Annotated in this window: 13 protein-coding genes; 8 read left to right on the top strand and 5 right to left on the bottom strand. The window is 59.5% G+C overall.

Annotation, left to right across the window (positions count from 1 at the left end):
- Nucleotides 1–104: 104 nt before the first annotated feature.
- The gene (locus PEH01S_RS00780) at nucleotides 105–1,097 is read right to left on the bottom strand and encodes an acrylyl-CoA reductase family protein (protein ID WP_025850777.1); all 993 of its coding nucleotides are present in this window, start codon (nucleotides 1,095–1,097) and stop codon (nucleotides 105–107) included.
- A 26-nt stretch (nucleotides 1,098–1,123) separates the two neighbouring features.
- Entirely contained in the window at nucleotides 1,124–2,026 is a 903-nt protein-coding gene (locus tag PEH01S_RS00785) for a LysR family transcriptional regulator (protein WP_025850776.1), read from the bottom strand.
- 109 nt (nucleotides 2,027–2,135) lie between these two features.
- Between PEH01S_RS00785 and PEH01S_RS00790 the strand changes: the two genes are divergently transcribed.
- Together PEH01S_RS00790 and PEH01S_RS00795 are read left to right on the top strand one after the other, a co-directional pair.
- Nucleotides 2,136–2,507 (top strand): CidA/LrgA family holin-like protein, encoded by a 372-nt coding sequence (locus PEH01S_RS00790; protein WP_127483604.1) that lies wholly within the window; start codon nucleotides 2,136–2,138, stop codon nucleotides 2,505–2,507.
- Complete coding sequence (locus PEH01S_RS00795; RefSeq protein WP_127483605.1) at nucleotides 2,504–3,184, top strand: LrgB family protein; 681 nt, start codon at nucleotides 2,504–2,506, stop codon at nucleotides 3,182–3,184. The genes PEH01S_RS00790 and PEH01S_RS00795 overlap by 4 nt, the downstream gene beginning before the upstream one ends.
- Nucleotides 3,185–3,206: 22 nt before the next feature.
- Here the strand turns inward: PEH01S_RS00795 and PEH01S_RS00800 are convergent, their stop codons facing one another.
- Complete coding sequence (locus tag PEH01S_RS00800; RefSeq protein WP_127483606.1) at nucleotides 3,207–3,392, bottom strand: hypothetical protein; 186 nt, start codon at nucleotides 3,390–3,392, stop codon at nucleotides 3,207–3,209.
- A gap of 305 nt (nucleotides 3,393–3,697) precedes the next feature.
- Here PEH01S_RS00800 and PEH01S_RS00805 point away from each other — a divergent pair, with 305 nt between their 5' ends.
- The 6 genes from PEH01S_RS00805 to PEH01S_RS00830 all read left to right on the top strand — a co-directional run bounded on the left by PEH01S_RS00805 (nucleotide 3,698) and on the right by PEH01S_RS00830 (nucleotide 11,576).
- The gene (locus tag PEH01S_RS00805) at nucleotides 3,698–4,693 is read left to right on the top strand and encodes a thiamine pyrophosphate-dependent dehydrogenase E1 component subunit alpha (protein WP_025844698.1); all 996 of its coding nucleotides are present in this window, start codon (nucleotides 3,698–3,700) and stop codon (nucleotides 4,691–4,693) included.
- A gap of 22 nt (nucleotides 4,694–4,715) precedes the next feature.
- Complete coding sequence (locus PEH01S_RS00810; RefSeq protein WP_025844697.1) at nucleotides 4,716–5,750, top strand: alpha-ketoacid dehydrogenase subunit beta; 1,035 nt, start codon at nucleotides 4,716–4,718, stop codon at nucleotides 5,748–5,750.
- 34 nt (nucleotides 5,751–5,784) lie between these two features.
- Complete coding sequence (locus PEH01S_RS00815; protein WP_025844696.1) at nucleotides 5,785–7,086, top strand: dihydrolipoamide acetyltransferase family protein; 1,302 nt, start codon at nucleotides 5,785–5,787, stop codon at nucleotides 7,084–7,086.
- An 18-nt stretch (nucleotides 7,087–7,104) separates the two neighbouring features.
- A complete protein-coding gene (lpdA, locus tag PEH01S_RS00820) occupies nucleotides 7,105–8,484 on the top strand; it encodes a dihydrolipoyl dehydrogenase (protein WP_025844694.1) in 1,380 nt (459 codons plus the stop codon).
- A 12-nt stretch (nucleotides 8,485–8,496) separates the two neighbouring features.
- Nucleotides 8,497–9,549: a 2,3-butanediol dehydrogenase gene (locus PEH01S_RS00825; protein ID WP_127483607.1), complete on the top strand. Its 1,053-nt coding sequence runs from the start codon at nucleotides 8,497–8,499 to the stop codon at nucleotides 9,547–9,549.
- Between the two features lie 149 nt (nucleotides 9,550–9,698).
- Nucleotides 9,699–11,576: a sigma-54-dependent Fis family transcriptional regulator gene (locus PEH01S_RS00830; protein WP_025844689.1), complete on the top strand. Its 1,878-nt coding sequence runs from the start codon at nucleotides 9,699–9,701 to the stop codon at nucleotides 11,574–11,576.
- Nucleotides 11,577–11,848: 272 nt separating this feature from the next.
- On the opposite strand, the gene PEH01S_RS00835 is transcribed toward PEH01S_RS00830, so the two are convergent.
- Both PEH01S_RS00835 and PEH01S_RS00840 read right to left on the bottom strand, forming a co-directional pair.
- Nucleotides 11,849–12,109 (bottom strand): YqkE family protein, encoded by a 261-nt coding sequence (locus tag PEH01S_RS00835; RefSeq protein ID WP_025844688.1) that lies wholly within the window; start codon nucleotides 12,107–12,109, stop codon nucleotides 11,849–11,851.
- A 17-nt stretch (nucleotides 12,110–12,126) separates the two neighbouring features.
- Complete coding sequence (locus PEH01S_RS00840; RefSeq protein WP_025844686.1) at nucleotides 12,127–12,663, bottom strand: histidine phosphatase family protein; 537 nt, start codon at nucleotides 12,661–12,663, stop codon at nucleotides 12,127–12,129.
- Between the last annotated feature and the right edge of the window lie 41 nt (nucleotides 12,664–12,704).

The raw sequence follows: 12,704 nt of genomic DNA on the forward strand, positions 1-12,704 counted from the left end.
GCGGCTTGCAGTTGGGACGGCAGCCGTACGAAAGCCCGACCGGGTTTGACCGGTCGGGCTTTTCTTTCTCGAAGAGAAGTTGTCGCTTCCCGCAGGCGGAGCGCTTACTTCAGCTTCACAATCACCTTCCCGCGGACGCCGCTTTGCAGGATATGCTGCAGAGCGTCCGGCAGCCCGTCGAGCGTCGTTTCCGCATGGACCATCGCTTCGAGCCGCGGCGGCTTCAGATCGGAAGCCATCCGTTCCCAGAGCCGCTGCCGGAGCGGGAGCGGGCAGTAGGCGGAATCGATGCCGAGCAGGTTCACGCCGCGAAGGATGAACGGGAATACGGCCGCCGTAAATTCGGCGCCGCCGGTCAGTCCGCTAAGCGCCACGGAGCCGCCGCGGCGAACGGCGCTAAGAATATGCGGCAGCGCAGCTCCGCCCACCGGATCGACGGCGCCCGCCCACCGTTCCTTGGTCAAGGGCTTGACCGTTTCCGGATACAGCTCTTCCCGGTTGAGGATCGAAGCGGCCCCCAGCCCGCGCAGGTAGTCATGCTCCTGCGCTTTTCCCGTGCTGGCCGTGACCTCGTACCCCAATGCCGCAAGCATCGAGACGGCGTGGCTTCCGACGCCGCCGGTCGCTCCGGCGACGAGCACGGGGCCGTTCCCGGGGCGCAAGCCGTTCTCTTCCATGCGGTGGACCGACAGCGCCGCCGTCAGTCCCGACGTTCCGAGAATCATCGCTTCGCGGTGGGACAATCCTTTTGGCAGGGGGATCACCCATGCGGCGGGAACCCTCGCATATTCGCTGAACCCGCCGGAATGCCCTACGCCGAGCTCATAGCTCGTCGCCAGCACCTCGTCGCCTTCGCGAAATCGCGGATCGCTCGAAGCGGCCACCGTCCCGGCGAGATCGATCCCCGGCACGATAGGATAGCTGCGGACCACCCGGCCCTTCGGACTGGCCGCCAAGCCGTCCTTGTAATTGACGCCGGAATAGGCGACCCGAATGAGCACCTCGCCTTCCGACAAATCGTCCAAGCTGAGAGATTGTACGCCTACCGTAAACTGATTCTCCGTTTTGTCCACCACGAGTGCACGAAATCGTTCCATAGTTACGTACCCCTTCCGAAATGGATTTAAAGAGACGGCCTGCCTTGATTCGTCAAATGCGCCTTCGAGAAGCGGATCCACTCCCGCGCGGCAAACGACAGATAGCGGTCCTTCCGCCAAATCATGCCCAGATGCCATGGAATGGCCGGATCGGTCAGCTTGACCGTGGCGACGCGGTTCAGGTCGAGCATGCCGCAGATGCTTTCCGGCAGCAGGGCGACGCCCATTCCTGCGGCGACCATTTCATAGATAAAATCCCACTGCGAGCTTTCGTACCAGATCCGGGGCCGGAAGCCGACGCCGTCGCAAGCCTCGATAATCCGCTCGTGCAGCGCGAAGTCTTCCCGGAACAAGATGAACGCCTCGTCCTGCAGCTCGGCCAGCCGGACTTCCTTTCTGCCCGCCAACGGGTGGGAAGGAGGGAGCACGGCCCGCAAGCGTTCGTTCACGAACGAGTACGATTCGAATACGCCCGCGTCCACCGGCAAAAGCACCACGCCGACGTCCAGCGAGCCGTCCTCCACCTTTTCCGCCAGCTTGACCGAGCCGTCCTCCTCCAGCTGGATCGTCAGCCCGGGATACGTGTCGCGAAACCGGCTCAGAATACCGGGGAAAAACCTCGCGCCCGCCATCGGAGGCAGTCCGATCCGGATATGCCCTTTTTTGAAATTCGTCAAATCGCCGAGCTGCAGCTCCAGATGCTTGAACGAACGGACGATATCCTGCGCCTGATCGGCAATAAGCTGGCCGGCGTCGGTCAGCTCCAGCGTTTTGCCCGAACGGACGAAGAGTGGAACGCCCAGCTCCTCTTCCAGATTTTTGACTGCCTTGCTGATGGTGGGCTGGGTAATGTGCAGCGCTTCCGCCGCTTTGGTAAAGCTGCTGCGGCGGATGATCTCCAGCACATATTCCAACTGCCGGATATCGATGCCCGGGCACCTCCTTTGCATAGATGATTGGAATGAAAGAAATTCGATATATTCATTTTACCTATGAAATAAAGGGGTGTAAACTTTGGATGGAAAGGAGCTGTGCAGAATGGCGGCTTTTGTGAAAACTTTGGGGCAGGTGCTTTTTTTTGTGCTCGTTTCCTGGCTGTTGAACGGGCTGGCGGCCCTGCTTCATTTGCCGGTCCCGGGGAGCATTCTCGGGATCGTTTTGGTATTTGTATTACTTCAACTGAAAATCATCCGGATCGAATGGATCGATCTGGGGGCCAAATGGCTTTTGGCGGAAATGCTGCTGTTTTTCATCCCTGCGGCGGCCGGGATGGTTCAATATCAGTCGCTGCTGCGGGATAACGGCTTGCCCATCATGCTCGTGCTGGTGTGCAGCCTTGTCGTCGTCATGCTCTCGGCAGGGCTTATGGCGCAAGCGATCGTGAAACGGAAGGAGCGGACCCCGTCATGACTTGGCTTTCGCTCGGGTTGCTGCTGTTCACCATGGCCGTCTATTACGGCATCAAAAGCTTGTACCGCAGGAAACCCAAAATCTACCTGTCACCACTGCTGCTGACGCCGGCGGTTGTCATCGTCCTGCTGCTGCAAGGGGACATTCCTTACGAAACCTACAACGCCGGGGCGCATTGGCTGACGGACATGATCGGACCCGCGACGATTGCCTTGGCCGTGCCGCTTTATAAAAATGTCGCGCTGCTGCGCAAATATGCCGTGGAGATCATGGCCAGTGTGCTTGTCGGTTCCGCGGCGGGAGTGGCGACATCGGTGTGGATCGCCAAGGGGCTGCGCCTCGACGTGCAGCTCATTGACGGCCTGGTGCTGCGCTCGACGACCACGCCCATTGCCATCGCCATCACGGATATGATCGGGGGCATCCCCGCGATGACGGCGCTGTTCGTGCTGGTCACGGGCTTGCTCGGAACGGTCGTCGGACCGGCGCTTATCCGGCTGTTCCGCATCCGCAGCGGGGTAGCGCAGGGCGTGATGCTCGGGACGAGCGCCCATACGGCCGGAACGACGACGGCGTTCGAGTTCGGCGCCGTCTCCGGTACGGTATCGAGCATTTCGATGCTCATGTCCGCGCTTTTGGCGCTGGTCGTTGTCCCTTGGCTGGTCCTGCTCCTGTAAGCCCGCCGGAGATTATTCGCGCTTACAGCAAACATGCGAGGGAAGAGCCCCATGCTCTTCCTTTTTTTATGGAAATGCGGCCTTTCGGCTGCTTGTCGTTCGAAACCTCGCCGTCCAAGTCTTCGATCCTGCGGCTGATCGCGGCATCCGCCAAAGTTCCAAGCCCGGCTTGCTCCAGCAGCTCGGGCGCAACCATCGTGCTGAGCATTACAAACCCGTAGCCGTCCATCCCTAAAGCGGAACATGACTTTTTCGATCCGGATTCCGCTTCTATCGCATCCCTCCTTCATGAACCCTAATTTTGGGATATTAACCCACTATAATCCAATTATATGCCGTTTAAAAGGTGAACAAAAGTGGACAAAACGAGACTATCGTCTCTTTGTGTCCACTTCTTCGGCTGGCCGCGGGCCGTACTCTCGCGTGGATCAGGCGTTTTTTTGCGTTGGCACGAAACTTGCATTATTACGGGCGTGGGGACATTTTTTTGAATCCGAAAAGGAGGAATACGGTATGGTTAACGCCGCGCAGGACAAGGGAACGGCCTTGAGCCGGGAAAAAGCAGGATGGATGTTTCAAAAGATGCTGGAAATCCGTAAGTTCGAGGATAAGGTGCACGAATTGTTCGCTCAAGGCAGACTTCCCGGCTTCGTCCATCTGTACGCGGGGGAAGAAGCGGTTGCCGTCGGCGTATGCGCGCATCTTGACGACAAAGACAGCATCACCAGCACGCACCGCGGGCACGGGCACTGTATCGCCAAAGGCTGCGAGCTGGACGGCATGATGGCGGAGCTGTTCGGGAAAATAACCGGGCTGTGCAAAGGGAAAGGCGGATCGATGCATATCGCCGACCTGAACAAAGGCATGCTCGGCGCCAACGGCATTGTCGGCGGCGGCTATCCGCTGGCCTGCGGCTCCGCCTTGACCGCCAAGTACAAGAAGACGAATGCGGTCAGCGTATGCTTTTTCGGAGACGGAGCGAACAATCAGGGAACGTTCCACGAAGGTATTAATTTGGCCGCGATCTGGAAGCTGCCGGTCATTTTCGTTGCCGAAAATAACGGGTACGGGGAAGCGACGCCATTCGAATACGCCTCAAGCTGCAAAACGATCGCCGATCGTGCAATCGCTTACAATATTCCGGGTATCCGGGTGGACGGCAAAGACGTGCTTGCCGTGTATGCAGCGGCGGAACAGGCCGTACAGCGGGCGCGCAGAGGCGAGGGCCCGACGTTGATCGAGTGCGTCACCTACCGCAATTACGGACATTTTGAGGGCGATGCCCAAAAATATAAAAAAGAGAACGAGCGAAAAGAGCATTTGCAGGAAAAAGACGCGATTGCCCAGTTCGAATCGTATTTGCTGGCTGAGCGCCTATACACGGAAGCCGAGCTGACAGAAATGAAAGCCTCGGTGGAGCAAGCGGTGGAGAAGGCCGTCGAGTTTTCGGAAAACAGCCCGTATCCGGACGCATCCGAGCTGCTGACGGATGTGTACGTATCTTACTAATTTCATTGGAGGAGGAACCGGCATGACAAGAAAAATCAGTATGTCCGCAGCGATCAACGAGGCGATGAAGCTGGCGATGCGCAAGGACGAAAATGTCATTCTGATGGGCGAGGACGTAGCCGGCGGGGCGGCCGTAGACCATTTGCAGGACGATGAAGCGTGGGGCGGAGTGCTTGGCGTCACGAAAGGGCTCGTGCAGGAATTCGGCCGCGACCGGGTGCTGGATACGCCGATCACCGAGGCGGGGTATGTCGGCGCGGCGATGACTGCGGCTGCGACGGGCCTGCGTCCGATCGCGGAGCTGATGTTTAACGATTTTATCGGAAGCTGTCTGGATCAGGTGCTTAACCAGGGGGCCAAATTCCGCTATATGTTCGGGGGCAAGGCGCAGGTGCCGGTGACGATCCGCACGACGCACGGGGCCGGCTTCCGCGCGGCGGCCCAGCATTCGCAGAGCCTGTATGCGCTGTTCACCAGCATTCCCGGCATTAAAGTCGTTGTCCCTTCCACGCCTTACGATGCCAAAGGGCTGCTGCTCGCGTCCATCGAGGATAACGATCCCGTCATTTTCTTCGAAGATAAAACGCTGTATAACGTGACCGGCGAGGTGCCCGAAGGCTACTACACGATTCCGCTTGGAAAAGCCGATATTAAGCGGGCCGGTTCGGACCTGACCATCGTGGCGATCGGCAAGCAGGTACAGACAGCGCTGACGGCTGCCCGCCAGCTCTCGCAAAAAGGCATCGAAGCGGAAGTCGTCGATCCGCGCAGCTTGTCCCCGCTCGATGAAGATACGATTCTCGCATCGGTCGCGAAGACGAACCGCCTGATCGTCATCGACGAGGCGAATCCGCGCTGCAGCATCGCGACGGATATCGCCGCTCTCGTCGCGGATAAGGCGTTCGACAGCCTGGATGCGCCGATCAAGCGGATCACGGCGCCCCATACGCCCGTGCCGTTCTCGCCGCCGCTGGAAGACATTTATTTGCCGACGCCGCAAAAGGTGCTGGAAGTCGTTGCCGAGCTGTTAGGCGACAAATCGCTGCTTGCCGTATAGACGGACTCAGACTAACCGGATAGGAGAGATCGCCATGGCTGTAGAAGTGGTCATGCCCAAGCTGGGCATGGCAATGAAGGAAGGATCGGTATCCCTTTGGCATAAAAAAGAGGGCGACCCCGTGACTAAAGGGGAGATCATCGCCAATATTGGCTCGGAAAAAATCGAGACGGATCTGGAAGCGCCTGCGGACGGCGTCCTGCTGAAGATCGCCGTTCCCGAAGGGGAGGGCGTGCCGCCGGGCACGATCATCGGCTATATCGGCCAGCCCGGCGAACAAGTCGGCACCGCCGCTGCAGGGGCGGCAGGCGCAAAGCCTGGGGAGAATGCGGCTGCGGACGCTGCTCTTCCGTCAGACGCAGCTCCGGCGGGCGGGAGTGCGCCTGCCGAGGCTCCCGCACACGGCAGGGACATTAAAATTTCCCCCGTCGCCCGCAAAATGGCGGAAGCGGCCGGGCTCGATATCGCGAAAATAACGGGAACGGGCCCGCAGGGGCGAATTACGAAAGAGGACGTGGAGCACGCAATCGCCAACGCGGCATCCACGCCTGCTTCTGCCGGGGAAGCTGCTGCTTCATCCGACAGCCAGGCTTCCGTTGGATCCACCAATCCTGCGCTGGCTGCCGCCCCGTCCGGCTTTGTGGAGCATGCGGAGCAAATTCCGGTCGCCGGCATCCGCAAGGTCATCGCGGCGCGGATGCTAGACAGCTTGCAGCAGAGCGCCCAGCTGACGCTGACGCTGCGGGCCGACGTCACCGATCTGCTCGCGCTTCAGAAGCGGATGAGCGAAACCGCGCAGAAGCAGCACGAGGTCAAGCTGACGGTGACCGATTTCATCGCCCGCGCCGTCGTTCTTTCGCTCAAGCGGCATAAGCAGATGAACAGCGCGTATATCGGCGACCGCATCCACGTGTTCGACCACGTGCATTTGGGCATCGCCGTCGCTTTGGACAAAGGCCTGGTCGTTCCGGTCATCCGTCATGCCGACCAGTACTCCGTACTGGACTTGTCGCGCCACATCAAGGCGCTGGCGCAGCAAGCGCGAAGCGGCCAACTGGGCAGCGACGCCCTTCAAGGCTCGACGTTTACGATCACGAACCTCGGCGCTTACGGCATCGATTATTTCACGCCGATTCTGAACACGCCCGAAGCGGGCATTCTCGGCGTCGGCGCCGTGACGGATACGCCGGTCTACCGGGGCGACGAATTGCAGCGCCGAAGTTTGCTGCCGCTCAGCCTGACCTTCGACCACCGGGTACTGGACGGCGCGCCGGCCGCCGAGTTCCTGCGTGCGGTGAAGGATGCGCTGGAAGACCCGTACCGGCTCGTTTTGTAGCAGGAAGGAGTATCATACATGGAGACGATAGCCATTATCGGAGGAGGTCCTGCCGGGTATGTGGCGGCGATTGCCGCCGCCGGACAGGGCAAGCGGGTGACGTTGATCGAGCAGAAGGAGCTGGGGGGAACGTGCCTGAACGAAGGCTGCATGCCGACCAAATCGCTGCTGGAATCCGCGGATACGCTGGACAAAGTCAGGCATGCCGACCGGTTCGGCGTAGTGCTGCCAGCGGATCAGGTCGAGGTCGATTGGAACGCCGTGCAGAGCTATAAGAACGGGATTGTGAACAAGCTGGTGCAGGGGATCGGCTATTTGATGAAAAAAAATAAAATCCGCGTGCTTCGGGGGCAGGCAAGCTTCATTACCGACCGCAAGCTGCAAGTCATACAGGGAGACAAGCAGGAGGCCGTGGAAGCGGACCGGTTCATTATCGCCGCAGGCTCGGAGCCCGTCGCTCTGCCCTTTGCGCCGTTCGACGGAGAATGGATCATCCACAGCGGCCAGGCCATGTCGCTGCCCGCGGTTCCCGCTTCCCTGCTCATTATCGGCGGCGGCGTCATCGGCTGCGAATTCGCGAGCATCTACAGCCGTCTCGGAAGCCGGGTGACCGTGGTCGAGATGGCAGACCAGCTGCTTCCGGGCGAGGATGCGGACACGGCGGCCATCCTGCAGCGGGAGCTGGAGAAAGCGGGCGTGAAGATCTATACGTCCACTGCCGTGAAGCGGCTGCAGCCGGAGGGGAAGCTGGCGGTTTTCGAAACCGAGAGCCGGGTCTTCGAAGGCACCGCCGACCGGGTGCTTGTCGCGATCGGGAGAAAGCCGCGAACAGACGGGCTCGGTTTGGAAAATGCCGGGGTCCGTTATACGAAGCAAGGGATTGAGGTCAACGCGCATATGCAGACCAGCGTCCCCCATATTTATGCCTGCGGCGATGTCATCGGCGGCATTCAGCTCGCGCATGTCGCTTTTCACGAGGGAACCGTCGCTGCGCTGCACGCCGCCGGAGCCGATGCAAAGGTCAATTACCGGGCGGTTCCGCGCTGCATCTACACCTCCCCGGAAATTGCCGGGGTAGGCTTGACCGAGAAGCAGGCCAGAGAGCGGTACGGCGACATTCGCGTTGGGGAATTTCCGTTCGCCGCCAACGGCAAAGCGTTGATTCTGGACGAACCGGTTGGCAGAGTGAAGGTGCTGACGGAGCCGCAGTACCATGAAATTGTCGGCATTTCCATTGTCGGTCCAAAGGCGACGGAGCTGATCGGCCAAGGCGCGGTCCTGCTGCACACCGAGATGACCGCCGATCTGATGGAGCATTTTATCGCCGCCCATCCGACATTGTCCGAAGCGGTTCACGAAGCGATTCTGGGCGCGATCGGCCACGCGGTGCACGTTTAAGGAGGTCCACTGATGAAAGCTGCATTTTGGCATGGCATTCGCGATGTGCGTACGGAGGAAACGCCGGTGCCGCCGGTCCGGCCGGGCATGGTCAACATCCGCGTCGAGTGGTGCGGCATATGCGGAACGGATTTGCACGAGTATTTGGCCGGGCCGATCTTCATTCCCGGTCAACCCCATCCGTTGACGAACGAACAGGCTCCGGTCATCCTGGGGCATGAGTTTTCCGGCGAAGTCGTCGAGGTTGGTCTGGGCGTGACGAAGGTGAAGGTTGGGGACCGGGTAACGGTCGAGCCGATTCTCGCATGCGGGACGTGCCTTCCGTGCCGGCAAGGCTTATACAACGTGTGCGATGCGCTCGGGTTCCACGGACTGAGCGGAGGCGGAGGCGGGTTCAGCGAGATCACTTCGGTCAAAGCGAGCATGGTTCATAAGCTCCCGGATTCCATGACCTACGAGCAAGGCGCGATGGTGGAGCCCGCGGCCGTCGCCGTTCACGCCGTCCGGCAGAGCAGGCTTAAGGCCGGCGACAGCTGCGTCGTCTACGGGGCGGGTCCCATCGGCCTGCTCATCATTCAAGCCGCCCGTGCGGCGGGCGCCAGCCGGATTATTGCCGTCGAAATCTCCGAAGCGAGACAGCGAACGGCGCTCGCGCTGGGTGCTCATCATGTCATCCAGCCGCTAAAGGACGATGCGGTCGAAGCGATTCATCGGCTCGTTCCCGGCGGCGTCGACGTCAGCTTCGAAGTCACCGGCATCGAAGTCTGCCTGAACGATGCGATCCGGAGCGCGAAAACCGACGGCCAGACGATGATTGTAAGCATCTGGGAAAACCCGGCGTCGATCGCTCCGAATACTCTCGTGCTCAAGGAACGGGAGCTGAAAGGCGTGCTCGCTTACCGGAATATTTTCCCGGCCGTCATCTCGCTCATCTCGGAAGGCCGGCTTCGGGTCGACGAATTGATTACGAAGAAGATCCGGCTGGACCGTTTAGTCCCGGACGGATTCGAGGAATTGGCCGGCAGCAAAGAACAGATCAAAATTCTTGTCTCTCCCAAGCCCTGACGCTTACCCAGTGCGGCGCATCTGAGACCGAAGCTTGATTGTAAGCGCTATCTTTTTCGTTTATAATCAAAGTGAACTGTTTCACGCTTGTGCAGCCCTAAGCGGACTTTGAATGATTTCCACAATATACATTCAGGGGAGAGGGTCTTATGCTTGAAACCGCATTGAGTTTAAACATATGGAAGCGTTTCGTCAACGAAGGCGTTCTGGATGCGTCCCGGCTGAACAAACGAATCGTGGAATCCTGGTACCGTTCCCGGGATGCGCGCGTGAATCCTCATCTGGATAAAGGCCGCCTTGTGTTAACCAATGACCGGTTTCATTCCCAGAAGAAAAAGAACGCCCTGCTTCGGGATATGGCGCAGCCGCATTTGGAGCGCATGAACGGCTTCATCGACGACTTGGGCATGATCGCGCTTCTCATTGACCCGGAAGGCTACGTGTTGTCGATGACGGGGAACCTGCATGTCCGCCAAGAGGCGGGAAAAATCAACTTTGTCGAAGGCGTCCGCTGGACGGAGGGCGAGGTCGGCACAAATGCCATCGGCACCGCCCTGTTGGCCGGGGAGCCCCTGATGGTGACGGGATCGGAGCATTATTCGATCGCTTCCCACCGCTGGAGCTGCTCGGCGGCCCCGATCCGCGGCGACGACGGTCAGATCATCGGCGTTCTGGACGTTTCCTGCCCCGTGGACCGCGCCCATCCTTACATGCTCGGCATGGTCACTTCGGTTGCGTATGCGATCGAACGCGATCTCAGCATCCGCCTGCATAAAGACGAAATGGAGCTCGTCCGTCAAACCGCGGACCGGCTGGAAACCGATCAGCTTGTGGTTGTTTGCAGCAGCAAACAGACAATTGTCTGCGCCAGCAGGGCGATCCGCCGGCGTATCCCGGCCTGGGCCGGCTTGAAAGCTTACGAGCTGGCCGGATTCGGGCTGGACACCCGGATCACCGTCCCGGTCCTGTCGGATTCGCACGGGGGGCTGATCGGCACCTGCGTCTATTTGCAGGAAGCGACATCGGCAGCCTCGAAGTCGGTATTTTTTCCGCAGCCGGTGGCGGTCGGGGAGGATTCGCAGTCTTTTGTCTTTCAAGGGGAGACCGGCACAAGCCCGGCTTTCCGGCAAACGCTGGATGACCTGAAGCGGGTCGCGCCTACGGAGGCCAGCGTCTGCATTCTGGGGGAGACCGGGACGGGCAAGGAGCTGATCGCCCAAGCGATCCACGAGAACAGCCCCCGCCGGACGGGGCCGTTTCTGGCCGTCAACTGCGGCGCGATCCCCAAGGAGCTGATGGAAAGCGAGCTGTTCGGCTATGCGGAAGGGGCTTTTACCGGGGCCCGGCGGAACGGGTACAAAGGAAAATTCGAGCAGGCGAACGGCGGAACGATTTTTCTCGATGAAATCGGGGAAATTCCGCTTTCCATGCAGGCGGCGCTGCTGAGAGTGCTGCAGGAACGGAAGGTGACGCCTGTCGGGGGGACGCAGGAGGTCCCCCTCGATTTTCGGATGATTACCGCGACCCACCGCGATCTGCGTCAATTGGTGCGGGAAGGGAAGTTTCGCGAGGACCTGTACTACCGGCTTCACGTGTATCCGGTCAAGGCGCCGCCGCTGCGCGAAAGAAGAGAAGATATTCCGCATCTCGTCCGCTTTTATTGCAGCCGGAAGTCGTGGGCGATCTCGTTTCCGGACCGCTTTTTCGACCAACTGATGCAATACGATTGGCCGGGCAACATTCGGGAGCTGATGAACGTCTTGGAACGGCTGCATATTATGACGCAGGGAGCGGATACCGACCCGTGCGAAGCGCTGAGCCGGTTCGACGGGTTCCGTCCGCCGCCGGTCTCGACGCCAATCGAGCCTTCATCCCCCCCGATGGCGTTGACGCTGCGCGAGCAAATTCAAATGGAGCAAATGACCGACGCGCTGCAGCGGACCAATGGCAACGTAACCGCAGCGGCCCAAATGCTGGGCGTCCCCCGGAGCACCTTTTACAAGAGGCTGCAAAAATTCAATAAATAGCAGCGCCCACCCTTAGCGGTCATCGCGGCTGGATTTACTGTATCCGGGGCTCTTTCGGACTGAGGGACTCGGCATCGACCGACAAAATCCGTATCGACGGCACCGGACAGACCGCTCTGGGCAATGCAAGCGCTACCTCGCTGTATTTCGCAGACGCCGACCAAGTCCGGTAAGTAACCCTTTTACCCGATTCGGGTTCTCCTAAGAGACAAAATAAAACCTCCAGGATCACGCTTTGCCGTGATTTTGGAGGTTTTATCGTTCTTTCCGGCTTACTTGTACTTCTTCCAGTCCATGCCGCTGTTGTTCAGCAAATATTCGAAGTCGTTGTCCAGCCGCTTCTGCTCGGCCTTGCGGGCGGCTTCCGCCTGCTTTCTCGCTTCCTCGCGCTGAATTTCGGCTTCGGCCTTCATCTGATCCGCCTGCGCTTTCAGCTTGTTGACAACATCCGGATTCAACAGATCCTTCAGCGTAGCGGGTTTGTCATGGGAAGCGGCGCTCGGAGGAGCCGCCGGCTTGTTTTTCTTCGCCATGGCACTCACCTTTCGCGTTAATTTTCGAATACATACAGCTTGCCGTTCTCCGGCGTGCCGTACTTCGGTCCCCGGAAACCGCGCGCCAGCAAGGCTTTTCTCATCGTCATCATCAAGGCGGCATGGCTGACGATCAGCACATTCCCGTCGCCCTGCCGGAAAATCTCGTCCAGGACGGCGTCGGCCCGTTTTCTGACATGGCCCAAGCTTTCGGGCATCGACCGGGGGGCCATAAACCAAGCGGTTTTGATCAGCACCGCCCACATCATGAGCGGCAGCCGTACCTTCGTCCGGAACGACGGAGGCGAAACCTCGCGCAGCGTTTTCCATTGCGTAATCGTCCCGTCAAAAATATGCTCGGCCGTGCGGGCCGCTCTGGGCATATCGCTGGCATAACACCGGTTCCATTCGATGCCGCCCAAGTCGGTCTGACCCAGCTCGATGTCGGATTCATCGTACTCCGCGAACCATTGGTCGAGCTCCTTGGCCGAGATTAGAAATTGCGACGGATACTCTTTTTTGACTTTATAATGCCGAACCAAACCGACTTTCATTTCTGTACCAACCATCCTCGCACGCAGAAGTCCGTCTCTTT

The sequence above is a fragment of the Paenibacillus ehimensis NBRC 15659 genome (assembly GCF_004000785.1).
Taxonomy (GTDB): domain Bacteria; phylum Bacillota; class Bacilli; order Paenibacillales; family NBRC-103111; genus Paenibacillus_G; species Paenibacillus_G ehimensis.

Excerpts from the sequence above, each read along its gene's own strand:
- PEH01S_RS00805 (WP_025844698.1), top strand. The coding sequence starts at position 3,698 with ATGGTTAACGCCGCGCAGGACAAGGGAACGGCCTTGAGCCGGGAAAAA.
- PEH01S_RS00795 (WP_127483605.1), top strand. The coding sequence starts at position 2,504 with ATGACTTGGCTTTCGCTCGGGTTGCTGCTGTTCACCATGGCCGTCTAT.
- PEH01S_RS00810 (WP_025844697.1), top strand. The coding sequence starts at position 4,716 with ATGACAAGAAAAATCAGTATGTCCGCAGCGATCAACGAGGCGATGAAG.
- PEH01S_RS00835 (WP_025844688.1), bottom strand. The coding sequence starts at position 12,109 with ATGGCGAAGAAAAACAAGCCGGCGGCTCCTCCGAGCGCCGCTTCCCAT.
- lpdA (WP_025844694.1), top strand. The coding sequence starts at position 7,105 with ATGGAGACGATAGCCATTATCGGAGGAGGTCCTGCCGGGTATGTGGCG.
- PEH01S_RS00780 (WP_025850777.1), bottom strand. The coding sequence starts at position 1,097 with ATGGAACGATTTCGTGCACTCGTGGTGGACAAAACGGAGAATCAGTTT.
- PEH01S_RS00840 (WP_025844686.1), bottom strand. The coding sequence starts at position 12,663 with ATGAAAGTCGGTTTGGTTCGGCATTATAAAGTCAAAAAAGAGTATCCG.
- PEH01S_RS00800 (WP_127483606.1), bottom strand. The coding sequence starts at position 3,392 with ATGCTCAGCACGATGGTTGCGCCCGAGCTGCTGGAGCAAGCCGGGCTT.
- PEH01S_RS00825 (WP_127483607.1), top strand. The coding sequence starts at position 8,497 with ATGAAAGCTGCATTTTGGCATGGCATTCGCGATGTGCGTACGGAGGAA.
- PEH01S_RS00790 (WP_127483604.1), top strand. The coding sequence starts at position 2,136 with ATGGCGGCTTTTGTGAAAACTTTGGGGCAGGTGCTTTTTTTTGTGCTC.
- PEH01S_RS00815 (WP_025844696.1), top strand. The coding sequence starts at position 5,785 with ATGGCTGTAGAAGTGGTCATGCCCAAGCTGGGCATGGCAATGAAGGAA.
- PEH01S_RS00830 (WP_025844689.1), top strand. The coding sequence starts at position 9,699 with ATGCTTGAAACCGCATTGAGTTTAAACATATGGAAGCGTTTCGTCAAC.